Annotated in this window: 25 protein-coding genes; 7 read left to right on the top strand and 18 right to left on the bottom strand. The window is 42.0% G+C overall.

The window, feature by feature from the left end:
• Nucleotides 1–1,661: LptF/LptG family permease (locus HRT75_RS10390; protein ID WP_291186204.1), on the top strand; the 1,661-nt coding region annotated here is incomplete at its 5' end.
• Nucleotides 1,662–1,691: 30 nt separating this feature from the next.
• Nucleotides 1,692–2,834 (top strand): 3,4-dihydroxy-2-butanone-4-phosphate synthase, encoded by a 1,143-nt coding sequence (gene ribB, locus HRT75_RS10385; RefSeq protein ID WP_291186201.1) that lies wholly within the window; start codon nt 1,692–1,694, stop codon nt 2,832–2,834.
• On the opposite strand, the gene HRT75_RS10380 is transcribed toward ribB, so the two are convergent.
• The 3 genes from HRT75_RS10380 to HRT75_RS10370 form a co-directional block, all read right to left on the bottom strand.
• On the bottom strand, nt 2,831–4,021 hold the full coding sequence (locus HRT75_RS10380) for a DegT/DnrJ/EryC1/StrS family aminotransferase (RefSeq protein ID WP_291186198.1): 1,191 nt from the start codon (nt 4,019–4,021) through the stop codon (nt 2,831–2,833). The genes ribB and HRT75_RS10380 overlap by 4 nt on opposite strands.
• A 64-nt stretch (nt 4,022–4,085) precedes the next feature.
• Entirely contained in the window at nt 4,086–4,724 is a 639-nt protein-coding gene (locus tag HRT75_RS10375; RefSeq protein ID WP_291186195.1) for an NAD(P)H-dependent oxidoreductase, read from the bottom strand.
• A gap of 83 nt (nt 4,725–4,807) precedes the next feature.
• The gene (locus HRT75_RS10370) at nt 4,808–5,566 is read right to left on the bottom strand and encodes a sulfite exporter TauE/SafE family protein (protein ID WP_291186192.1); all 759 of its coding nucleotides are present in this window, start codon (nt 5,564–5,566) and stop codon (nt 4,808–4,810) included.
• A 127-nt stretch (nt 5,567–5,693) separates the two neighbouring features.
• Between HRT75_RS10370 and HRT75_RS10365 the strand changes: the two genes are divergently transcribed.
• The 3 genes from HRT75_RS10365 to HRT75_RS10355 are packed head-to-tail and all read left to right on the top strand — an operon-like array spanning nt 5,694 to nt 8,383.
• Nucleotides 5,694–6,002 (top strand): hypothetical protein, encoded by a 309-nt coding sequence (locus HRT75_RS10365; protein ID WP_291186189.1) that lies wholly within the window; start codon nt 5,694–5,696, stop codon nt 6,000–6,002.
• A gap of 49 nt (nt 6,003–6,051) precedes the next feature.
• Nucleotides 6,052–7,626, top strand: coding sequence for a SulP family inorganic anion transporter (locus tag HRT75_RS10360; protein ID WP_291186185.1), 1,575 nt, complete (start codon nt 6,052–6,054; stop codon nt 7,624–7,626).
• 43 nt (nt 7,627–7,669) lie between these two features.
• Nucleotides 7,670–8,383 (top strand): hypothetical protein, encoded by a 714-nt coding sequence (locus tag HRT75_RS10355; protein ID WP_291186182.1) that lies wholly within the window; start codon nt 7,670–7,672, stop codon nt 8,381–8,383.
• Nucleotides 8,384–8,460: 77 nt separating this feature from the next.
• Here the strand turns inward: HRT75_RS10355 and HRT75_RS10350 are convergent, their stop codons facing one another.
• Nucleotides 8,461–8,910, bottom strand: a complete 450-nt coding sequence (locus tag HRT75_RS10350) for a Na(+)-translocating NADH-quinone reductase subunit F (RefSeq protein ID WP_291186180.1) — start codon at nt 8,908–8,910, stop codon at nt 8,461–8,463.
• Between the two features lie 111 nt (nt 8,911–9,021).
• Here HRT75_RS10350 and HRT75_RS10345 point away from each other — a divergent pair, with 111 nt between their 5' ends.
• Entirely contained in the window at nt 9,022–9,459 is a 438-nt protein-coding gene (locus tag HRT75_RS10345; RefSeq protein WP_291186177.1) for a YHS domain-containing (seleno)protein, read from the top strand.
• Between the two features lie 19 nt (nt 9,460–9,478).
• On the opposite strand, the gene HRT75_RS10340 is transcribed toward HRT75_RS10345, so the two are convergent.
• Nucleotides 9,479–9,925 (bottom strand): hypothetical protein, encoded by a 447-nt coding sequence (locus HRT75_RS10340; RefSeq protein ID WP_291186175.1) that lies wholly within the window; start codon nt 9,923–9,925, stop codon nt 9,479–9,481.
• Between the two features lie 199 nt (nt 9,926–10,124).
• Here HRT75_RS10340 and HRT75_RS10335 point away from each other — a divergent pair, with 199 nt between their 5' ends.
• Nucleotides 10,125–10,538: a hypothetical protein gene (locus HRT75_RS10335; protein WP_291186173.1), complete on the top strand. Its 414-nt coding sequence runs from the start codon at nt 10,125–10,127 to the stop codon at nt 10,536–10,538.
• Here the strand turns inward: HRT75_RS10335 and HRT75_RS10330 are convergent, their stop codons facing one another.
• From HRT75_RS10330 to HRT75_RS10270, 13 genes are all read right to left on the bottom strand, one after another.
• Complete coding sequence (locus tag HRT75_RS10330; protein ID WP_291186170.1) at nt 10,539–10,823, bottom strand: DUF2188 domain-containing protein; 285 nt, start codon at nt 10,821–10,823, stop codon at nt 10,539–10,541.
• Between the two features lie 18 nt (nt 10,824–10,841).
• On the bottom strand, nt 10,842–11,231 hold the full coding sequence (locus HRT75_RS10325) for a response regulator (RefSeq protein WP_291186167.1): 390 nt from the start codon (nt 11,229–11,231) through the stop codon (nt 10,842–10,844).
• 5 nt (nt 11,232–11,236) lie between these two features.
• On the bottom strand, nt 11,237–12,379 hold the full coding sequence (locus HRT75_RS10320; RefSeq protein WP_291186165.1) for an ATP-binding protein: 1,143 nt from the start codon (nt 12,377–12,379) through the stop codon (nt 11,237–11,239).
• A gap of 454 nt (nt 12,380–12,833) precedes the next feature.
• Complete coding sequence (locus tag HRT75_RS10315) at nt 12,834–13,397, bottom strand: DUF998 domain-containing protein (RefSeq protein ID WP_291186162.1); 564 nt, start codon at nt 13,395–13,397, stop codon at nt 12,834–12,836.
• Nucleotides 13,398–13,437: 40 nt separating this feature from the next.
• A complete protein-coding gene (locus HRT75_RS10310; RefSeq protein WP_291186159.1) occupies nt 13,438–16,596 on the bottom strand; it encodes an AsmA-like C-terminal region-containing protein in 3,159 nt (1,052 codons plus the stop codon).
• A 150-nt stretch (nt 16,597–16,746) separates the two neighbouring features.
• Nucleotides 16,747–17,679, bottom strand: a complete 933-nt coding sequence (locus tag HRT75_RS10305; RefSeq protein ID WP_291186156.1) for an acyl-CoA thioester hydrolase/BAAT C-terminal domain-containing protein — start codon at nt 17,677–17,679, stop codon at nt 16,747–16,749.
• A 10-nt stretch (nt 17,680–17,689) separates the two neighbouring features.
• Nucleotides 17,690–18,271, bottom strand: a complete 582-nt coding sequence (nudK, locus tag HRT75_RS10300) for a GDP-mannose pyrophosphatase NudK (RefSeq protein ID WP_291186154.1) — start codon at nt 18,269–18,271, stop codon at nt 17,690–17,692.
• Nucleotides 18,272–18,325: 54 nt separating this feature from the next.
• On the bottom strand, nt 18,326–19,156 hold the full coding sequence (locus HRT75_RS10295; RefSeq protein WP_291186152.1) for a hypothetical protein: 831 nt from the start codon (nt 19,154–19,156) through the stop codon (nt 18,326–18,328).
• 79 nt (nt 19,157–19,235) lie between these two features.
• On the bottom strand, nt 19,236–19,685 hold the full coding sequence (locus HRT75_RS10290) for a DUF4174 domain-containing protein (RefSeq protein ID WP_291186149.1): 450 nt from the start codon (nt 19,683–19,685) through the stop codon (nt 19,236–19,238).
• Between the two features lie 72 nt (nt 19,686–19,757).
• Nucleotides 19,758–20,120 (bottom strand): nuclear transport factor 2 family protein, encoded by a 363-nt coding sequence (locus HRT75_RS10285; RefSeq protein ID WP_291186146.1) that lies wholly within the window; start codon nt 20,118–20,120, stop codon nt 19,758–19,760.
• Nucleotides 20,121–20,258: 138 nt separating this feature from the next.
• A complete protein-coding gene (locus HRT75_RS10280) occupies nt 20,259–20,480 on the bottom strand; it encodes a hypothetical protein (RefSeq protein WP_291186143.1) in 222 nt (73 codons plus the stop codon).
• A gap of 50 nt (nt 20,481–20,530) precedes the next feature.
• Entirely contained in the window at nt 20,531–21,070 is a 540-nt protein-coding gene (locus HRT75_RS10275; protein ID WP_291186140.1) for a hypothetical protein, read from the bottom strand.
• Between the two features lie 12 nt (nt 21,071–21,082).
• On the bottom strand, nt 21,083–21,385 hold a 303-nt coding region (locus tag HRT75_RS10270; protein ID WP_291186137.1), incomplete at its 5' end, for a hypothetical protein.

The raw sequence follows: 21,385 nt of genomic DNA, 5'->3' as shown, positions 1-21,385 counted from the left end.
TAGGCTTAGGAATAGCTTGTTTCTTTTTTGCTAACAACGTTATTCCTTGGGGCGAATATAATTATTTCAATCTCAGACGAAATATTGCTAAGGTAAAACCAGCTTTAGCTATTGCTGAAGGCCAATTCGACGAGATTGGAAACATAAATATAAGAGTAGAAAAAAAGTCAGGAGATCGCGGGCAATTTTTAGATAAAGTAATCATTCATAAGCGTAAAAATTTTATGTCAGTAAATATCATAAAATTTAACGCGGCGAAAGTTGATCTTAAAAGTGCTGACGATTCTAATATTCTGAAGTTAGAATTAACCGATGGAAATTATTACGACGAGTTGATTTCGCGCGATATGAGGAAGTTCAACACCAACAAACCACACGCACAAAGTCAATTTGAAACCTACACTATCAATGTCGATTTAGGTAACTTAGGTAAAGATGACCTCGATGAAAAATCTACTGATGACAAATACAGCATGCTTGGTGTTCAGGAACTGAATTATACCATTGACAGTCTTTATAATCAACGCGATAAAGAGTTTAAAGATTTGTCAACAAGTCTCTACAACAGAACTTCATACGCAAATCTAAAAACCAATATTGAACATAAGAAAGATACTGTTTTTGATGACGATATTTTAAAACTTTTAGACACAAAGGGCAAAATTCAAGTTTTAAAATTAGCATTAGTTTCCGCTACCAGTACATCTCAAATTTTAGAAAGTAACGCCAAGACTTTTGAAAACAAAACTTCAGAACGAAACCGGCATATTATTGCATTGCATGAAAAATATGCTTTAGGTTTTGCATGTATTATTTTGTTTTTTGTCGGTGCTCCGCTCGGTGCTTTAATACGAAAAGGTGGTATTGGATTACCAATGGTTATTGCTATTCTGTTGTTTTTGACCTATCATTTTATTGGAATCTTTGCCAAGAACAGTGCAGAAGACGGTTCTTTAAATGCAGTAATGGCCACCTGGCTCTCAAGTTTGATCCTATTGCCCTTAGGAATTTGGATCACCTATCGCGCCACTACAGACCAAAACGTCTTTGATTTTGACAGTTTCTTTGGAAGATTTAGGCGCAAACGGCAATTGGCACCGGTAGCTGCCAATCAAGTGGCCTTATCTCAAGAGCAGAAAGATGAGCTAAACGCTTTAGACAACGACGGGCTTATCCAAGTGGTCAAATATCACAGGAAACACGGTTATAGCAGTACGTATCGCAATCAGGCCCTACTCTATTTGGAACAACGCGGCATCTCAGAATTGGAATTGCGCATGCAAGGGAATTTTGAAGATCATATCTACAACGAAAGCATGTTGGCCTATGGCGAGTACAAGAAATACTCCAAGCAAACGCTGTATTTCTACTTGATCAATCTGGCTATTGTATTCACTTGGTTGATCAGCAGTGTTTACAGTGCCGGGGAATCTTCTTGGTTGGTGGAGAAAGCCTTGCCGATAATTGCCTACATCAGCTTGGGAATAACTTTAATCAAACTGATCCAAACCTTGATCTGGCACAATAAGATCTACAAAGCCATGAAAAAGAAAACTCCTATTGAAGTTTTTGTGGCCTACATTCTCTTCGGGATTCCGTTTTTCTACTTCTTTAGACGCACTTTCAACAAACGCATTGAAGCAGACATAAAACAACTTTAAAGACCGTATCTTTGCATAAATTTTGAATTCATGGAGACGGCCCAATCGCAAATCACACTCAATACTATAGAAGAAGCCATTGCAGACATTCGCGCTGGCAAGGTGGTCATTGTTGTGGATGACGAGAACAGAGAGAATGAAGGGGATTTTATCGCTGCTGCGGAATCTGTAACCCCAGAGATGATCAATTTTATGGCCACTCATGGTCGCGGATTGATCTGTGCTCCGCTTACAGAAGAGCGTTGTCAAGAACTGGAACTCAATATGATGGTAGAAAACAACACTGTTTTGCACCACACCCAGTTTACGGTTTCTGTGGATTTGATCGGTCACGGTTGTACTACGGGTATTTCTGTACACGATCGTTCTAAAACCATCAAAGCCTTGGTGGACAAAAACACCAAGCCGCATGATTTAGGCCGCCCAGGACACATCTTTCCTTTACGAGCTAAAGAAGGTGGAGTATTGCGTAGAACAGGACATACAGAAGCTGCTATTGACCTGGCGCGTCTTGCTGGAATGGAACCTGCAGGAATCCTGGTGGAAATCTTGAATGAAGACGGAACCATGGCGCGTTTGCCTCAGTTAGTAGATGTTGCTAAGAAATTCGACCTTAAATTGATCTCTATTGAGGACTTGGTTGCCTACCGCATGCAACACGATTCCTTGATTGAGAAAATGGAAGACTTCCAGATCGCGACCAATTTTGGAAGTTACCGTTTGCGCGCTTACAAGCAAACTACTAATGATCAAGTACATCTTGCGCTTACAAAAGGAAGTTGGACTACTGATGAGCCTGTGGCCGTTCGTATCAATTCTACCTTAGTCAACAACGACATCCTTGGAACCCTGACCAACAATGCAGATAAAAAGCTGGACGATATGTTCAAAGCTGTGGAAAAAGAAGGAAAAGGTGCTGTGGTGTTTATCAATCAGCAATCGCAATCTTTAAATTTACTCAAGCGCTTAGGAGCACTGAAAGAGCAGCAATCTGGAGACGAAGTGGTAAAGGCTCCACGTATTGCCATGGATAATAAAGATTTCGGAATTGGCGCTCAGATCCTGCACGACCTTGGCATTGCTAAGATCCGATTGATCTCCAACAACCAACAGACCAAACGTGTTGGAATGATCGGTTACGGTCTGGAGATCACAGATTATATCAACTACTAAAGGCTAGAAAGCACTTCACGCATGGTCGCGGCACGTTCGCGGACCTGCTGCTCAGTCCACGATAGTTTTACTAAACAGGACAAGTTTCTACCCATCCAATGATCGCTCTTGGAGAAGTCTCTGTTCTCTAAAGACAACAGCTCCTTTTTGATGGCTTCGGAAAGTGGCCCTGCTCCTGTAGCATTTTTGAGATGCGCCCATCCACGGATATAATGCCAATTATTGTTGTACCAATAGAAACAGGCGTCAATTCCTGCATCTGCTAGCGCCTTTTGCGCCTTTGCCGCTTGTTGCTCCGTTTCCATAAAGAAGTTGATGAAGGAATGATTGCCCGCTGCTCCTTCTGGAATTCGCCGTGGGGTGACGTTTAGAAGATCGCTTAATGCCTCGGCAATGATGCTGAAGTTTCTCTTCTGAATAGCTAGTATTTCATCAAACTGACTGAGCTGCCCCAAGCCCACTGCAGCTTGTAATTCACTGATGCGGTAGTTATACCCTAAAAACGGATGACCCTCTGCCCCACGATCGTTTCCAATATGATCGTGGCCGTGGTCTTGGTAGTGATCTGCGCGCTTGGCAAAGTCAGCATTATTGGTGATCACTCCCCCGCCTTCTCCGCAGGTAATGGTCTTTACAAAATCGAAAGAAAAACATCCCAGATCCCCATAAGCCCCTAAAGCAGTGCCTTGGTAGGTTCCACCAATGGCCTGACAAGCATCTTCCAACAACAACAGATCGTGTTTCTCACAGATAGCTTTAAGCGGAGCTAGATCCGCCATAGCCCCGCACATATGAACCGGCATGACGCATTTGGTCTTGTCAGTAATTGCAGCTTCTACAGCCTTGGGATCCAAACAAAGCGTATCGTCTATATCCACCAAAACCGGAACCGCACCTATGGCGATAATAGACTCAAAACTCGCTACAAAAGTGAATGTGGGCATAATGACTTCATCACCAGCCCCAATACCTGCAGCGGCTAATGCCACTGTCAAGGCGGCGGTACCACTGCTAACCAGTTGGCAATGGTCAACGCCCATTCGATCTGCAAAGGCAGTCTCAAATTCTTTGGCCTTCCAAATACCATCGCGCAGGCCATCAAAGCCATAACGCATCAAAACACCAGTGTTTAAAACGTCTTGTACGTGTTGGCGTTCCGCAGCGCCAAAAAGTTCAAATCCGGGCATGAGCTATATCTTTTAAGCAAATATAGCATTTGCACGGCGCCCTTAAACGGGCAATTGCAGAAAGTTATTCAATGTTGATGATCACGTTCTCGCTGCCACGTCTGACCTTTTTAAGATCGGCCATTAAATCATCTTCAGCACGGTAACCCACAGGTAATACCAAGACAGAATTCAAACCTTTGGATTCCAATTCTAAGAGTTTATCATAAGCCTTCGGATCAAAACCTTCCATTGGGCAGGAATCAATTTGCTCCACAGCACAGACCGTAAGCAGGTTACCCAAGGCAATATAGGCCTGCTTATCCATCCAACGGCTGATCTCCTGCTCAGTCTTATCAGCAAAACTATCCAACAGATACTTCTCAAAAGGATCTAAGATCTCACGAGGCGTGTTGCGGATTTGTTCCACGCGCTTAAAGTGATCCTTGATGTAATTACTATCTAATGTGCGTTCGCGACAGATCACTAAAAGATGTGAGGCGTCACTGACTTGCTGTTGGTTCCAGCTGTGAGCGACCAACTGTTTTTTGAGATCGGCATTGCTAATGACCACCATTTTTAAGGCCTGCAGCCCGTAGGAAGTTGCCGTGAGATTGAAGGACTCACAAAGCGTATCTACTTGCTCTGGGGTCAATTTTTTATTCGGATCGAATTTCTTGGTGGCATAACGCCAATGGAGTTTTTGTACAACTGCTGATTTCATAATGCAAAGATACGACGCTTGCTGCTCCGCAGAAACGGCGATTCCATAAGAAACTCAAATAGTAGAAAAAGTACTGTCAATGGCTAGGTGGAGAAAAACCAAAGCTTGGTAGCCATCGCCAGCACCATGATGACCAAGAATATCTTGACCAGCTTATCTCCTTTGTCTACTGCCCACCGGCTGGCCAACCACGCCCCGCTTGCACTTCCAATGGACATGACCAAACCGTAACTCCATTTGATATCCCCAGCCAAGGCAAAGGTCAAAAGAGCACCGATATTGAAAATAAAGACCACAAAGACCTTAACAGCATTGGATTTGACCAAACTCATTCGGTTCACCATAGACAAGACCAAAAGGATTAAAAAACCGGTTCCCGCCTGAATGAATCCGCCGTAAATACCAATGATAAAAAAGAAGCCCATACTCACCCACAAATGTTTGCCGCTTAGACGTTCCACGACTTCTTTTACACCGCGTTTACGTTGACTCACCAAATAGATCACCACCGCGATCATGACAAAGGCCAGGATCTTATTGAAGAGCGATTCCGGTAGATCAATGGCGATCCTCGCCCCTATGACAGCTCCCAGCGTAGCTGGAATAGCCAGCCAAATACTGAAGGGAAAGGTATTCACTCCTTTGGAATAAAAACCTGCAGAACTCGATAAGGTTTGCAGCAGTATGCTGATTCGATTAGTTCCATTGGCCACAGCGGCGGGTAAGCCCATAAAGATCAAAACGGGAAGGGTTAATAACGAGCCTCCTCCCGCAAAGGTATTAACCACACCAGCTACAAAACCGGCGCCAACGAGCAATAAAAGATTCCAATCAAATTCCATCACTCGCAAAAATAAGCCATTAATACACGTAAATCTCGAGGGAGTGAACCAGAACGTTAATAATTTTTAACACCATCGACATTAAAATCATTTATGATATTCATAAAAAGGCGTTATATTTACCTCTATGAGGAAATCCCTATTTTTATTTGTAATCTCTGGTGTATTGAGTTTATCAATATTGGCTCCCTCTGTTTGTACTTTGCTGGAAATCAGTGTAGAAACTTCTTTAGTTCAAGAAACTGATGACGAATCTAAAAAGGAGAAAACAGAGAAAGAGTTAGAGGAAAAGCAATGGGACACCCCCCGTGAGAACAACGCACTTCTCGGTTTTACACAGCTCAGTCAGAATAATTTTGGCACCTACATTTCGGGCTATGCCTTACCGGCCAAGGAAGTGAGTTCCCCACCTCCAGAAGGCATGACCCGCCTCTAGGTCTTATTTCATTTTATTTCAACCGCCCTTAGGGCAAAAATTGCAAGTCATGCTAAAACACATTAAAAACGACTTGCCTGCAAGTATTGTAGTATTCTTTGTTGCACTTCCACTCTGTTTGGGAATTGCACTGGCCAGTGGAGCTCCTCTCTTCTCTGGATTGATTGCAGGTATTATTGGAGGAATCATCGTAGGATCTTTAAGTGGTTCGAGTATCGGAGTTTCTGGACCAGCCGCTGGATTGGCCGCGATCGTATCGGCCGCTATCATTTCCCTCGAAGGCTTTGAGACCTTTTTGCTCGCTGTTGTATTGGCTGGTGCTATTCAGATTGGTTTTGGATTACTGCGCTTTGGGATCATTGCTTATTACTTCCCATCTTCAGTGATTAAAGGGATGCTAACGGGAATTGGTATTATCATCATCCTTAAAGAAATTCCGCACTTCTTCGGTTACGACAAGGACGCCATTGGCGACTTTGCGTATAACCAAGTGGACGGACAAACCACCTTCTCAGAATTAGGAAATATGTTGGATTACATCAGTCCTGGAGCTACCCTTATTGCAGTGATCTCTTTGGCTATTCTGATTCTGTGGGATCGTGTCCTGACTAAAAAATCAAACATCTTTAAACTTATCCAAGGTCCTTTAGTAGCAGTTGTTTTGGGGATTATCTTTTTCTCCTTCACCCTTGGAACGGATATGGAGATCAGCAAAGAACACCTGGTACAAATTCCTGTTCCGGAAAGTTTTGATTCCTTTTTAGGACAATTCACGTTCCCGAATTGGAGCGCCATTACCAGCTCAGGAATTTGGGTGACCGCATTTACCATTGCCTTGGTAGCCTCTCTGGAGACCCTACTCTGTGTTGAGGCGACGGATAAACTCGATCCTGAAAAACGCGTAACACCAACCAATAGAGAACTTTTAGCTCAGGGAGCCGGAAACATGGTTTCTGGACTTATTGGAGGATTGCCAATTACTCAGGTGATTGTGCGTAGTTCCACCAACATACAGTCTGGAGGTAAGACCAAGCTTTCTGCAATCATTCACGGATTCTTCTTGATCCTTGCTGTGATTGCGATCCCAACCCTGATGAACAAAATTCCACTTTCTGTTTTGGCTGCGGTTCTTCTTGTTGTTGGTTATAAATTAGCCAAGCCTGCCTTGTTTGTAAAGATGTACAATTTAGGTTGGAAGCAGTTCGTACCCTTCGTGGTGACTGTTTTGGGAATTGTATTCTTAGACCTACTGAAAGGTATTGGCCTGGGATTGGCCGTTGGAATTGTAGTAATCTTGATCAAGAGTTACCAGAACTCACACTTCTTGAATATTGAAGACAAGAGTAATGGCAAGCGCAAGATAAAAATGACCTTGGCAGAAGAAGTTACCTTCTTTAACAAAGGAGCTATTTTGAAGGAATTAGATGCCTTAGAAGAGAACTCCTATCTAGAATTAGACGTGCGCAATACACGCTATCTAGACAATGACATTATCGAGATACTGGAAGATTTTCAAGAGAAAGCGAAGAACAGGAACATCACTATTAATTTGATATCCACTCGCGGTACTGTTGAAAATCCTGAAAGCTATATCGAATTCTTTAAATTAAAACCAAATTCATAAACTCACCTGTGTATTTTCTAGCACAGATATAAAGCTCAATACTATGTTACAAAGAAAGTTTGACGAAAAAGTTAAAAGCCATTTCCCGAACGCAATGGATGCTAAAGACACTTCCATTCACTATTTGGGTAAAATGCAACTAGAATACAAAATTGATATCTCTAAGGTACTTATGGCAACATCTGTTTGTTCTGATGACATCAATGTGCCTTCAACGACCTTTTTTAACGTATTGTTTGGCCCGTTTATCATGGGTGGCCTTGGAGGAATTCCTTTTGCTGGACAAACAGGTATGACCGCATTTGCACATCACATTCCGGATCAAGGGAGCGCATTTATCTTCTACGGTCCTCACATTGGGATAACTCTTGACGGAGAATTGGGTAAAATGTACCGACCACGTCAGGAAGACACCGGAAACTCATGTGGTGCCTTAATGCTCGCTTTAAGTCGTATGCAAGACGAGAGCTACAAGCCTGTTATGAATGATGACGATTACCAGCAGATGAAGCTTGAAGAAAGCTTATTGCCTTATCGAGATGACATCATCAATAGTGACAATCAGCAAAAAGCAATTACTGAAGCTACTTATAATATCATTCACCAAAAGGTAAGAGATTATGTGAAGACTTGTAAGGACGAATTCGCTGTGGATCGTGTTACTTTGCTGGGTGGAATCATCATCAATACCGATTACGGTTTAGACGATTATTTTGATGCTCGTAATTTTGAGGTAATTCATCTAAAACACCTGTAAACCGCACAGGCCTGTGATTCTTTGTGAGTCTCTCAGGACTCTACGAAAACAAAAAAACCGGCCTTGAGCCGGTTTTTTTATGCTGTTTGTAATTGGCGTATTCTGTAAATATCCTCCAAGGCGTTTTTGTGTGGTAAAAACTCTGGAATCCTGTCTAAACGACATAGTTCACTAATTGCTGCAAGCAATCCTTGGTAGATCACCTCAAGGTCTGCAGGGTCCTGAGGCCTTTTACTTCTGTGATCCAAAGGCAGATCATATCCGCAGCCCTTTAAAAAAGCTGCTTCAATTCGCAGGAGTTCACTGGGTAGATATCCGCAATAACGACGGCCGATGCCTTCATGGACTTTTCCCACGTAGTTCAGATCGAGATTGCCGTGCTGATCAGAAAAATGCTTCCAGGCACTCCACCCATTACAAAGCGTTCCTACGGCACAACGGCAAGAATCCTCAGGATGCAATTGCCCGTTATAAAAACCTTCATAGAGCGCATTGAGAGCTTTGTCAAATCGTGTTGGGGTCTGCATAGCCTTGTTTTTCAGTAAAGTTAAAACGCAATCGGCAAAAAAACAATGCCTGAATTCTGTTTTTCTGTAAGGAGTTGACTGAGCATGTGACTACAGAAAAAAAACAAGAAGATGTACAAACAAATCATATTGACACTTGCTGTTGTACTGAGCAGCGCTTCCCTATTCGCCCAAGACGTTAACGCTAAAAAAGGTGTTGCTATTCACGGCTATGACGTAGTGGCTTATTTTGACGGAAGCCCACAAGAAGGGTCAAAATCCCATGAAATTCAATATGAAGGAACGACCTATCGCTTTGCTTCAGCGGCTAACGCAAAGCGTTTTCAAGACAATCCAGAGGCCTTTTTACCGCAATACGGTGGTTATTGCGCCTATGCGATCGCCAAAAATGGCAAGAAGGTAGATGTAAACCCGGAAACCTTTGAGATCCGTGATGGCAAGTTATATCTGTTCTATAATTCTTGGGGAAACAACACTTTGAAAAAATGGCTTAAAGAGCCGGTGGCACTGCAGAAGTTGGCGGATGCCAATTGGAATCCACAAAACTAAAGGTCTTTTAGGGAGTGAATTACTCCTCTACAAAGTAGAATTTCTTTTTGTTGTTCTGGATTTCGATACGCTGAATAGAATCAAAAGGAATACTAATATCATTACGCTCCGGATTCAAGAAGCTTCTAATACCACTTAAGCTATCATTCTTAAGCTCCATGGTATCGAAATAAAACACTGATTTCCGCCCGTTACATTCGTATATACGGGCTTCTATTGTTGGATTGTTCTGTAAAAATTTTGACTGACCATTCTTGTCTTTGACAAAAACGTATTCCATGTCATACGCATAAAAATACACAGGCCCAAGATATAGGCTGTCTGTAGAGTCTAGCTGGGTAAACACCGGATACTCCAGCATTTGAATTTTAAAACTTTCGGGGCTTACCGTATAAACCTGACAGCTCACGATCCCCGTAAGGATACCCGATAAAAGCAGCAATTTGATGGCTAGTTTTTGCCCCATACGCGTGGATTTACACTTAATTTCAATACAAATTATATGCCAACAATAAGGTACGAATAAATTGTTATTCAAAAAACAGCTGATATCCTTTCAGGCAGGACGATCCTAAGGCATTGAAAGTGAATGCCCACAACACAATTAAAGAAAAAGAAGGATATAATTTTTGTAACTTCAGAAGATAAAAATCGAGCCAACCTATATGAAAACACTAAAACTATTTTGCCTCTTAGCTGCCCTGTTCGCCTTACCGACACTTGTTTCTGCCCAGGATGAAACCGCCGAGGCCCAACAGTATGAAGCCATCTTTACTGACAAAGACAAAGGATTTTTGCGCTTGTGGTACTACGAGCAGGTCTTAAAAATGGAATTGGCAGAGGACCAACAAGATGATTACTACACCCTGCTTACCTTCTATACTTACAAAATGACCAAACTCGCTCTGCCTAAATACGGCTATACAGACGCAGAGCAAAAACAAAAATTTGACGATCTGGTAACACGTCTAAACGTAGACATGAAGGACTTTTTAAGCCCTGAGAATTATAAGATTCACCTGGAGAGTTTTAGTAATATTCGCGATAAGGTATACGCGAAACGCGGCTGGACCGACTAGTTAGTCGTCAAAGCTGATGCGGTCTCTAATACCACCGTCCTTGTGGTGAATGATCACATCGGACTTCTTTTTACGCGCAATACTTTTAGCACGATTGATCGCTGTACTTTGTTTGCGGTGTTTTGAAGTAATTCGCTTGTTTCCTTCTCGGCGTACCGCCCATCCGTCCTCATAAGGAACAACATGCTGGTGCCAGGTACGCGGGCGTGAATTTTTCTGGGTCGACTCAAAAATCTGGGTAATGATCTCCAATAAAGTCCTTAGAAACGATTTCTCTTTGGCCATTGGCCGAAGTTAGGGAAATTAATCAAACACATTCATCACTTCTTGTATGGTCATATGATCTAAAGGCTTGTTGACATATTTAACCACAGTTCGTGACTGATGGGCACGCTCAATGTCTTCTGGATTGAGCGAGGTGCTCAACATTACGACCACTAAATTTTTTCCGCCAGTTTGCTCAAGGATTTCATAGTTCTCTAAAAACTCCCAACCGTCCATAACCGGCATATTTATGTCTAGGAACAACAGATCAACCTGCTCCTCTCCGGCCTTTAAGTATTCAAGACCTTCAATTGGGTTTTCAAATGCCACGATCTCCTCTGTCACATCATTCCTGGTAAGCATGAGCTTGTTGAAGAAATTGGTGTTGTGATCATCATCGACCAACATGATTCTTTTTAATCTTTTCATAAGTACTATTTAGGGATGGTAAAATAAAAAGTGGAGCCCTTACCTACTTCCGAAGTGAGCCAGAGCTTACCGCGGTGTAATTCAGCCACTTTTTTACAGTGAGACAATCCAATTCCCGTACCCGGGTACTCTGCGCGGTTATGCAACCGTTTAAAAACGTCAAAGATTTTTCCAAAGTGTTCTTCTGGAATTCCTATGCCGTTATCACTTATGGAGAAAGTATAGTGGGTGTAACTTTCTTCCATGTCTATCTCAACAAAAGGATCTGTGTCTGATGCAGTATACTTGATACCGTTTTGAATGATATTCAAAAATAAACGATACAAATCACTTCTGTAAGCTTTTATCTTTATTGGTTCACCAATGTAAGCCACTACTGCTTGGGAACTTACAATGGTATCGTTCAGGTCAATTTTTATTTCTTCAATAAGTCCGCGAACATCTAGGTCGGTCATTTCTGTTTCACGTCCAATTCGAGAATACTCTAAGAGAGAAGTATTAAAGTCTTTCATTCTATAAGCAGATCCCTGAATTACCTGTAAACATTCGTTCACTAAATCATTAGAGCTATCAATCTCCTCTTCAAGTAGTTTGGAAAAGGACAATATGGAGTTCAAAGGTTCCTGTAGATCTTGAGAAGCGACATAGGTAAACTGCTCTAATTCCTTATTTTTATTAATTAAGGCCGTGTTCAAATCAATCAGGCGTTGGCTGGACTCCCGTTCTGAGGTATAATTAACTACCGAAGTTATATTGTTGTGTGCACCGAGCATACGAATGGGCTTACCCGATTCATCGCTAATCATCATTCCCCTACAACGTATGTATACGGTCGATCCATGTTTATGGGTGTAGCGCACAATTTGATCGTATGGAATTTGCGGATTTTCAAAATGCCTGTTCAGCATTTCTCCAGCAATTTTTAAATCATCCTGGTTGATGATATCGCGCCAGGCAGAAGCTTCATGGGGCATTAAGGCTGGATCATAGCCCAACTCCGTCCAGAACTTAGAGCTCATCCATTCTATCTCTGGATTTTCAAGATCCCAATACCAGATACCATCGAGAGATCCCTTCTGAATAAAATCAAAGATTCTCGAGTCTTTTTTAACTAAATCATAAAGCTCCTTCTTTAAATAATGGTCCATGCTTTACTCCAATTAAAAAATTAGTTCAACTACATTAGGCAGCATAACTACCTGATTAAGCCACACAGGAATGACTTCAATAACAAGAGGGGGTAGATGAAAAAGCTCAGGGTTCCAAATGCTAAAAAATCTTCTGGATCAAAGTTGAGTAAACTGCTTACAGGGAAGACAAGCGCGTTAGTCCCAAACTCATTGAACGATCCATGATCCTACAATCACGCTATCAACTGCAAGATAAGGAATAATTAAAGTAGAATTAAACTAAATAAGAAGTTAAGCCATAGATAATTTATCCGTTAATGGTGAATATTGACCTCATAAATCCGGTGTGACGTCTATAAAGAATGAGCCATATAATTGTAACAACTGTTCAAGCCAGAAAAATAATCAACGTACTCAAGAGCTTTTAAGAATCGCCCGGCCACATGAGAGAATCCAGAGCATAAACAACAATTCAACAATACGTTGAATAAGCCCAACATAGGCCGATTGCGGCATGGCAAGCAAAAGCAACACGAGTCCTAAAGTCAGGATTCCTGCTCCTACTGAAAACTGACTGAAACGCTTTATCACCTTCCAGTTTATTAAGTTCCCAGCCAATGATCATCAAGCAAATCGGCACAAATAAATAAGTTAACAACCCTACTAAACTATGAATGAGCTGTGAAATACTGGGGTCTATCAATTCTTTATTGCAACCGGCGTCACAAGGAAAAAGAGCCACCATAACCGTAGCCAAACCGTAAAAGATGCCTACGCCCAAAAAGCCCGCATTTAGTCCTCGCGTTCTGGGGAAATACTTTCTTGCTGAAAAACAGAACCACGCAATCAATAATCCGCTGGGTAAGTATGCTAAAAACCGTAAATAAATACCATACTCGGTATCAACGGCATACGATTCACTAATCAGTTGACTGATGGGATCATAGTCTGGAACCAGCATCCCTCCTACTACAGCCGCAACAGCGAACAAGATGATTCCTATAATTCCGGTCCAATAGGTTTGTTTGTTGTTCAAATTGAATGGTATTTATTAATGCAAGTGGAATCTAAAATTGTCAAGCCTTCTTCTTCCCTAGAGAAACCTCATAGTCTTCAATATTCCCAACAATTTGAACACTGAGAAATTTAGTTTTACGCTTGGGGTCTACCTCTACGATCTCGTCTTCTTTCATGGGGTCTGAAACAGAATCACGGCGGCTGCCAAAGATCTTTTGCCAAGCGGCTTTCCTGACGGTCTTCCACGGAATTCGCAAGGAGTAATCTATGTTTTGTTTACTGTCGTGGGTACCCGAAAGCTCCATATGTCCAAGAGTAGATTCAATGGTCATATTGGGTATGCTGATGGTTCCTCGATTTACCGACAAACTGTTTTGCAGCGTATCAAAGCGGATGTTTCTCAAATTCTTATCACCCATATAATCAGACAGGGCCAACATCGGGTCAAAATCTCGCAGACGCCCATCTAAAACCTCAACCTCCATATTGATCTCTGATTGGTCCAAATCTGCGACCATATCTGGATAGATTCGAATTTTTCCGGTGATGGTCGAGGTAAGTCTTCCCATGAGGTTCTCAGAAACCAAAAAGTCTTGCCCAAAGTTTTCAAATTTGAATAGCAGCTTATCCAACTCCACATTGTTCATCACCAAATTGGGTTGTACGTAGATGTGCTCCGGATCGCTTCCATTGAAATAGCCGCTAAGTCTAATGTTTCCTCCAGCAGCGTCCATGTTCAGCGTGTCGACATAGATATAATGATTCGGAGTGGTTCTGAGTTCTGCTTTGATGTTTTGTAGGTCGATCTTATGGTAAATGAAATGGCCAATGTCAGCCTTAAAACGCATATCAGTAAAGGGCAACTCATAGATGTTGAACGCTTCAGCATGCTCGGGTACATCTGCCGTTGTTGGCTTGGTGTTCGTCACAGGTTCAGTCTCGGTGAATTGAAAATTGAACAGTTCATCAAAGTCGATATAGTTGGCCTCGACAAAAAGGTAATTGTCCTGTTGTTTAACAGCTGCATCTTCGCCCAAATAGTAATTCAGATCAAAATTGAAGTTTGTGGAACCGATCTCTCCGTGAAATCCTTTGACCAGTAAATGCGCGTCTTCATACAGGATGTCTCCCCTAAAATTGGTAAAGCGCAACGGATGCACCTCCATCTTGGTGTCTAACTTATCCAAGGCCAATTCAATAGAATGCAGTGTAGAATCCTTGTAGTGCATGCTAGAGGTAAAATGCAAGGCCAGATCATCAAAGATCTCGTGTCGGTAATCCTCAGGCACATAATTTTCTCCTTTATACGAGAAAACGTCCTCTAAACGCAGTTTTTTGGAAGTCAGGTTGATGTCCAGATCAACGTCTCCATTGAGCTCTGGTTGCATCCAAAAGGCAAAATCATGAATGAGTCCGTCAAAGTGAAAATCGCTATCATCAATAAACCCAGTAAAGTCTACAATCCTTAAATCTGCCTTATCTATAAGGATGTCTGCATGGAAGTCGTGCAGTTTATGTGGATAATGTTTGAGGTCTGCATTGAGGCTATCTACAAAGAATTCTCCTTTGGGCAGAAATTCTGATTCTGTGAAATCCCTTGCCGCAGCTTTAAAAGACAGGCCAAGGCTCATATTTTCAATTTGTTCATCGATCCCCTTGGCAATTGAATCTTGCGCAGTAAATCCACTGAGCTCTGCAATATCGAGTTTATTTGAAAGAATGTCCAAATGGACATCAACGGGCGTATCTGTATGATGCACGATGGCTGGTAGGTCTGACAAAAAGCCGCTTATAGACAAATCAGAATTACCCATATACATTTCAAACTGTTTGAGGGTGGCCTCTTTTCCATTCATGACCAGATCCACATTCAAACTGTCTAAAGGCGCTGGGAATTGCTTGGCATCCAAACTTAGATTCTCCACCTTTAAAGCGGCAAAATACGCTTGATTGAGCTGCTGCAAGGTATTCTCTGGATGATCAATATCAATGATATCGTGGAAGTTCATCTCCAAAGAGACACTCCCGCTTGCATTTTGTACCTGCTCCAGTTCAAAGAAATCGGTGATAAAGGCCAGGTTAAAATTGGAGTTGACTTGCATATCCACCTCTGGCGCGTTAAAATTCTTGACAAAGAGTGAGCCTTCAAAATCGCCTTTTTCCAGACTGGCACGCATGTCTGTTATGGAAAACTCCATGGTGCTGGCATCACGATTGGCTCCGTTGGTAAAATGCCCTTTGAAACCCATCTGATCAATCTTTTTCTCACTGGCCCTGTTCTCTAAAAAGGCCTTTCCAGCTCCAAACTCCGCATTGATAAAGGGTCTATTCCCTAAATTGGCCGCACCTTCTATGGTTGCTGAAAAATAGATCTCCCCAGCGTTGTTGTAGCGTTCTAAAAACGGAATTACATCAACCGGTGCAAAAGCGATCAGCATATCAAAATTGGGCTTGGTCCCAGTAATGGTAAGATCCAGATCCACATCGTTGAGAATGTCTATAGAACCCACGAGCTCAAAATCGCCATTCTCCATCACAATTCCAGAAGGTTCAATATCTAATATTCCCGTATCTTCATTGTAGGAGACATCCGTGTGGAGCTCAAAATGTTTTTTACGGATAAAGGTGGTATCGCCATCCTTGATCACGTTCAGCTCTAATTCCGTATCGATATGCCCCGCAATAATACTGTCCTTTTGGATGAATCCGCCTTGCCCAGAATAAATGAATTTTTCCACATCTGTATTTGTGGCCTCATCCAAGGTGTGAACATCTAAATTCTTGAATTGGATCTTTTTAAGATGGATGTTAGTGGTGGTGGAATCTGTCTCGGTTGGAGCTTCTAAAGCCAACTGGATATTGGTGGTATTGTTCTCGTGAATTACCAAGTTGAAAACCCCGTCCTCTACTAAAATGGATTGAATGTCGTAGTTGCCATTGACTATGTCCCACAGATTGAAACCAATGTAGACGTCTTTGACATCCATGATAAGCGGGGCCCCGTCTTCTTTGGTCTCAAAGATCTGAATGTCATATACCTTGATGGAAATATCTGGGAAGTTTCCCCAAAGTGAGAGTTCACTATCTCCGATTTTGACAAGCCCTTGATGCTCCATATTGAGCTTGGCGATCTCTCCTTTAATGATCTCTGTTTGATGGTTTTGCACATAGATAAGGAGTCCTCCAACTATCGAAATTGGAAGAAGGATCAGTGCCAATAAAATCCGTTTATGTGATTTTTTAAGCTTCACAGCGCGTGCAAATTAGTACAGGGAGTTAGTTGCTCTTTAAAATTAACGAATTCAACTGAATTGGATTGCCTTTTGACTTTGGTAAAGCGATTTAGACAACAATCCAAAACTAAACGATCATAGCGCGCGTAAAAACAGCAGTAACTCCTCACGAGCTGCCTGTTTGGCTTTTAGATCTCCCTCTGGTGTACCGCCTTGATTGTAGGTGTACATTTTATCTCCGAGTCGCATTTGGCCATGCATTTGAGCAGATTTTTGGTCGGGATTGGTACTGATCAAATGTCCTGCAGCCTCAAACTGCAGATTCTTAACAGCATGTTTGAAGTTGTTCTTTTGCAATCGAGCTGCTATGGTATCGGCCATTGAAGCAGACGGCCAAACCTGATCCTCTATCCCAGAGATTAGTAATACGGGGCCTCCAATTTGTTCTACGGCAATGGCAGCCTCAGCAGCTTCTGGTTTGGCTAATCCTGCATTCCAATACCCTAAAAGATCCAATTGTTCTTGAGAACCTCCTTGAATTTTTTCCATGGGCACAAAAGGGATCGCTTGTCCCTTAAAGGTCCAGCTAGGTTTTAGCTCATCAGAATTATAAGGTAAAACGGTATAGGCCACAACGCCACTTACTCGATTAGGAAACTTGGATGCCACCACCAAAGCCAACTCCGCATTTCTGGATGCGCCCATGACCACAATGCGATCTGGGTCTACATCGGGTTGTGCGATTAACCAATCCAAGGCCTTTTCAAAATATTCCAAGGCTATGTCCTCAGGCAGTTGCGGTAGATCTCCAACACCTGAGTACGGCAAGGACAGCCCGTTCATATTATTTTGGGCCAGATATTGCGCCCAATAATCGCCCCATTGGCCACCACCAATTAGAATTACCGTTGTCTTTGCCTGATCACTGTCTTGGGCAAAATAGTTGGCCCAGAGCCCGTTTTGTTGAATAGGACGCGCTTTTACCCCATCGAACAACAAAGCATCGGCAGTAAAATATCCACCCACCAAGAATCCAACAATTCCAAGGCCTAGCAGTAGTTTTTTCATTATTTATAATTTATAGTAGTTGATGAATCTTGGCGTATTGCAGCAACATAATGGTTTTTCCGTCCTTAATTTCTCCAGAGTCTATCATGCCTAAGGCATCATCAAAAGCGAGTTCCAACACCTCTATGTTCTCTTGCTCTTCTTCTAAGCCTCCGCCTTCACTGACCTTCATGCTGTTGTCATACTCCGCCACAAAGAAATAAAGGATCTCCGTGACCGAGCCGGGTGACATATAAGCTTCGAACGCTTTTTGAACCGTACTTATTTTATAGCCGGTCTCTTCCTCGGTTTCTTTTCTGATGCAATCCTCCGGATTGTCCTTATCCAAGAGTCCTGCACAGGCTTCTATCATCATCCCATCATCATTGCCATTGATGTAAGTAGGCAGTCTGAATTGGCGGGTAAGGATCACTGTACCCTGCTGCTTGTTGTATAGTAAAATTGCCGCGCCGTTGCCCCGATCATAGGCTTCTCTGGCTTGGGATTCCCAGGTCCCGTCTGTATTTTGGTAATCAAAAATGACCTTATTAAGTGTATACCAATTGTCTGAGAGGATCTGAGTTTCTTTGATTTTAACGCGTGGGTTGTTCATATTTAGTAAGCTATAATCTGGAAAATAATAGGATTGACTCTTGCTTTATACAAATTAATCGTAGTACTCAATCTCACGCTCCCAAACCATATTCAGCTTGCCATCAGAGCCTCTGCGTTTGCTGATCCAATTCCCATAGGGATCATAAACGTACTCAAAAGTGGTTTGATGGGTTTGTTTTCCAGTCTCATCGAACCAATTCTGAATGATTAGGTTGCCCATTTCATCATAAGTCGAAACGAATTTTGTGTAGCCGTCATCCTTGCTGTTGAATTTATACTGCGCAACCTCTTGCCCGTCTTTATTGTACTCATAGGTTCGACGATCTTTGAGAGATCCATCTCGCAGATAGCGCAGCTGCTCTATCTTTTGATTCTTTGCATTGTATTTATATTCGTGTTTCCACTGCGGATTCCGATCGGGATCTGACATGCTCATCACTATTAAATTTCCGTTAGCATCGTAAGTGTTGTTTTGAATTTGAATCAGTCTGTCATCGCTATTGTAGGATAGTACCTCTATTAATTTATTGTCACTGTTGTATTGACAAGTCCAATAATTCTTCACGATCTCGGATTGATCAATCACCATTCCTTCAATTGCCTTACCCGCCTTATTCCGTTCATAATAGGTTGTCTCGATAAGAACTCCATAATCTTCAAAGCGACGAATTTCAGTCATATCACCGTTCTTGTCATAGATTATGATCGTATTTAGCCCATCATCAAACAAACTTTCACGTGCCTTTAATTGGCCGTTTTTGGGCTTATACATCGATTCTTTGACCGATTTCATCACTGGGCCATCATTCTCAGATTCGTTCTGAGCATAAAGGGTATCCGCGACACTAAATACTAAAAGGGCAAGGATATAGTAGTGTTTCATAAAAACATAGGAATAATACTTAAAGGTATTGTTTCTACTGGAAACTAGGTATTGAGTTGAGATTGTTTTAAAAAGAAAATCAATTGTTTTTACGCTCACTTCTGCGCATCGGCATGGCATCAATGGTTCTGAATAATTCTTCGCGTGTCAGGATTTCTGTTTGACGCAGTTTTACGCCTCCGTCCAAACCAATTAAAAGTACTTCAAAGTCTTTGGAGGATTTGAAAAGCCTTTGGATCGCTCCCTCCTTCAGCTGACCATCTTCACGGTTTAAATCTGCTGTATAATCGACAAAATCATATTCCGAGTCACGAATTACATAAAGGACCAACTTGCGTTCTTTGAGCCCCGCTTCCGCTCCTTTAAATTGCTCCAACTGCTTTTGAAGCACCTCATTATCGGCTTCATTAGATTTGACAACTAGGATCCGCTCTTTCCATTTGTGGACGCTCAGATCTTGTCCAGAAGTATTTTGTGTCAACATAATAGTCAGGACTATTGCGAGTAATAAAGCGATTCGATTCCCCATGGTTTAAGTTAATCAAAAAACAAGAGATCTTCAGCTAAACGGCAATACTCAAGTAAGAGTGGCTTTGATAAATCAGTCATCTCCTTTCCCCAAATAAGCACGTATGGCCTTGATCTGGCCTTGGGCATTGAACTGCATCACATCTACCACAAAAAGCTCTTCTGTATCATTTACGACAATTTTCAGCTCTGCCACGACCGTATCCGCATTCTCATAGGTTTCCAATACGTCAATAGTGAGTGACCTTGCAGCCTCAAAGTTCTTTTTGGTTTCACTAAGCGCCAAGGATTTACCCGCAACACGTATTTTCCAATCCCGCAGGACAATGTCCTCTGCAAACAGATCTTCCATGGCCTGTAGATCTTTCTCGGCGTACTTTTTAAGATAAAGCAGTGAGAGGTCTTTATTGGAATGCTTAGGGTTTGTTTGACTCATGAATAAGAAAAGCTTTATCTAAATGATCTAATTAACGTCTATTAAAAGAACTGTAACGCACCAAAGTCCAACAAAAGAATAAACCCAGGAGTCCAATGCCGTAATAACCGTAAAAGACCAAGAGCAACATGCCCCAAACTAGCAATTAAAGCAAAGGTCTTTAAACGGCGTAGGACCGCGTTTGGCCCGATTGCGTCTATAATTGACGGATTCTGAAAGGAAAACCTCATCGGACTTTTTGAGGTAGTACTCAATCTGTGCCTCTGAGAACCCCTCCTGTTCCATCTTAGCGCGGATCTCGCTGGAACCCAATCCTTGCATCCTAAGGGAAACGCTGTAGTCTAGTTTATCTTTAACCATGGAAATTAACTATAAGATTCAACGTTCATTGCTTCAATCGTACTCGATTATCAGTTAGACTGCACTACCGCCATATCAAAACCGACGTATTTGCTTTTTTTCCACATGCCCTGTTCTTTCATTTGGAGATAGAGTTTGTAGGTGTAATTCTGTCTGCGGCCTTCAAAGGTTTGCCAACCTTCGTTATCAGTGCCTGTGTTTTTAAAGTTGCTCTTCAAATAACCCAGTAGATAATCATAGAGGTCTTCTGCCTGCTCGTCCGATGTTGTATAGGTATTGGTTGAAAGCGAAAACAGATTACCGCTAGCATCAAAATGATAGTCTATATCTGCAGTTTTGCCGTTGCTCAGGGCGAGCTCATAGTACAAATAAAGCGCTCCATCAGCTTGTTTGTCTTCCTCATAAAGCTCAATATTTGAGCGTCGCGATTCGACTTTCTTTATACCATTCACATCGGAATAAAACTCTGCCCCGCGCAAGGCACCGCCTGCGTTGGGTAAGAGTAACTCATTGGCCAAGGCACTCACAGAAGTTTGTGCACCTAGACTAATGCTCATTAAAATAAATGCTGTAGCAAGTATGTTTTTCATGTATAAATGTGATTATTTAATCTTTTTACCTTGATTGTATTCTACTCGAGTTTCAGATCCATCGCTGAGCAAACAAAATTCAATTCCGTGCTTTTTACCGTTGAGATAAGTGCACTGATAGGTCAAAACACCGTTTTTGTAGGTTTCGGACTTGATCTTTTTACCAAGTGTATTGTTGTATTTGATCTCCTGCCAAGATCCTTCTTTATTCGTGTAATACTTGATTTCCTGTTGGACTACATAAGGCTGATCTGGGTAATATATGACCTTATTAGCCAGTTCCTTGTTGCTCCCATTGTAGTAAATCTCAGTCTC

The organism is Gilvibacter sp., assembly GCF_013214815.1.
Lineage (GTDB): Bacteria > Bacteroidota > Bacteroidia > Flavobacteriales > Flavobacteriaceae > Gilvibacter.
Note: the sequence above shows the minus strand (reverse complement) of the source record. Positions and strands in the feature narration are given on the sequence as shown.

Coding starts and splice junctions, on each gene's coding strand:
- ribB (WP_291186201.1), top strand. CDS start 1,692: ATGGAGACGGCCCAATCGCAAATCACACTCAATACTATAGAAGAAGCC.
- HRT75_RS10380 (WP_291186198.1), bottom strand. CDS start 4,021: ATGCCCGGATTTGAACTTTTTGGCGCTGCGGAACGCCAACACGTACAA.
- HRT75_RS10375 (WP_291186195.1), bottom strand. CDS start 4,724: ATGAAATCAGCAGTTGTACAAAAACTCCATTGGCGTTATGCCACCAAG.
- HRT75_RS10370 (WP_291186192.1), bottom strand. CDS start 5,566: ATGGAATTTGATTGGAATCTTTTATTGCTCGTTGGCGCCGGTTTTGTA.
- HRT75_RS10365 (WP_291186189.1), top strand. CDS start 5,694: ATGAGGAAATCCCTATTTTTATTTGTAATCTCTGGTGTATTGAGTTTA.
- HRT75_RS10360 (WP_291186185.1), top strand. CDS start 6,052: ATGCTAAAACACATTAAAAACGACTTGCCTGCAAGTATTGTAGTATTC.
- HRT75_RS10355 (WP_291186182.1), top strand. CDS start 7,670: ATGTTACAAAGAAAGTTTGACGAAAAAGTTAAAAGCCATTTCCCGAAC.
- HRT75_RS10350 (WP_291186180.1), bottom strand. CDS start 8,910: ATGCAGACCCCAACACGATTTGACAAAGCTCTCAATGCGCTCTATGAA.
- HRT75_RS10345 (WP_291186177.1), top strand. CDS start 9,022: ATGTACAAACAAATCATATTGACACTTGCTGTTGTACTGAGCAGCGCT.
- HRT75_RS10340 (WP_291186175.1), bottom strand. CDS start 9,925: ATGGGGCAAAAACTAGCCATCAAATTGCTGCTTTTATCGGGTATCCTT.
- HRT75_RS10335 (WP_291186173.1), top strand. CDS start 10,125: ATGAAAACACTAAAACTATTTTGCCTCTTAGCTGCCCTGTTCGCCTTA.
- HRT75_RS10330 (WP_291186170.1), bottom strand. CDS start 10,823: ATGGCCAAAGAGAAATCGTTTCTAAGGACTTTATTGGAGATCATTACC.
- HRT75_RS10325 (WP_291186167.1), bottom strand. CDS start 11,231: ATGAAAAGATTAAAAAGAATCATGTTGGTCGATGATGATCACAACACC.
- HRT75_RS10320 (WP_291186165.1), bottom strand. CDS start 12,379: ATGGACCATTATTTAAAGAAGGAGCTTTATGATTTAGTTAAAAAAGAC.
- HRT75_RS10305 (WP_291186156.1), bottom strand. CDS start 17,679: ATGAAAAAACTACTGCTAGGCCTTGGAATTGTTGGATTCTTGGTGGGT.
- nudK (WP_291186154.1), bottom strand. CDS start 18,271: ATGAACAACCCACGCGTTAAAATCAAAGAAACTCAGATCCTCTCAGAC.
- HRT75_RS10295 (WP_291186152.1), bottom strand. CDS start 19,156: ATGAAACACTACTATATCCTTGCCCTTTTAGTATTTAGTGTCGCGGAT.
- HRT75_RS10290 (WP_291186149.1), bottom strand. CDS start 19,685: ATGGGGAATCGAATCGCTTTATTACTCGCAATAGTCCTGACTATTATG.
- HRT75_RS10285 (WP_291186146.1), bottom strand. CDS start 20,120: ATGAGTCAAACAAACCCTAAGCATTCCAATAAAGACCTCTCACTGCTT.
- HRT75_RS10280 (WP_291186143.1), bottom strand. CDS start 20,480: ATGGTTAAAGATAAACTAGACTACAGCGTTTCCCTTAGGATGCAAGGA.
- HRT75_RS10275 (WP_291186140.1), bottom strand. CDS start 21,070: ATGAAAAACATACTTGCTACAGCATTTATTTTAATGAGCATTAGTCTA.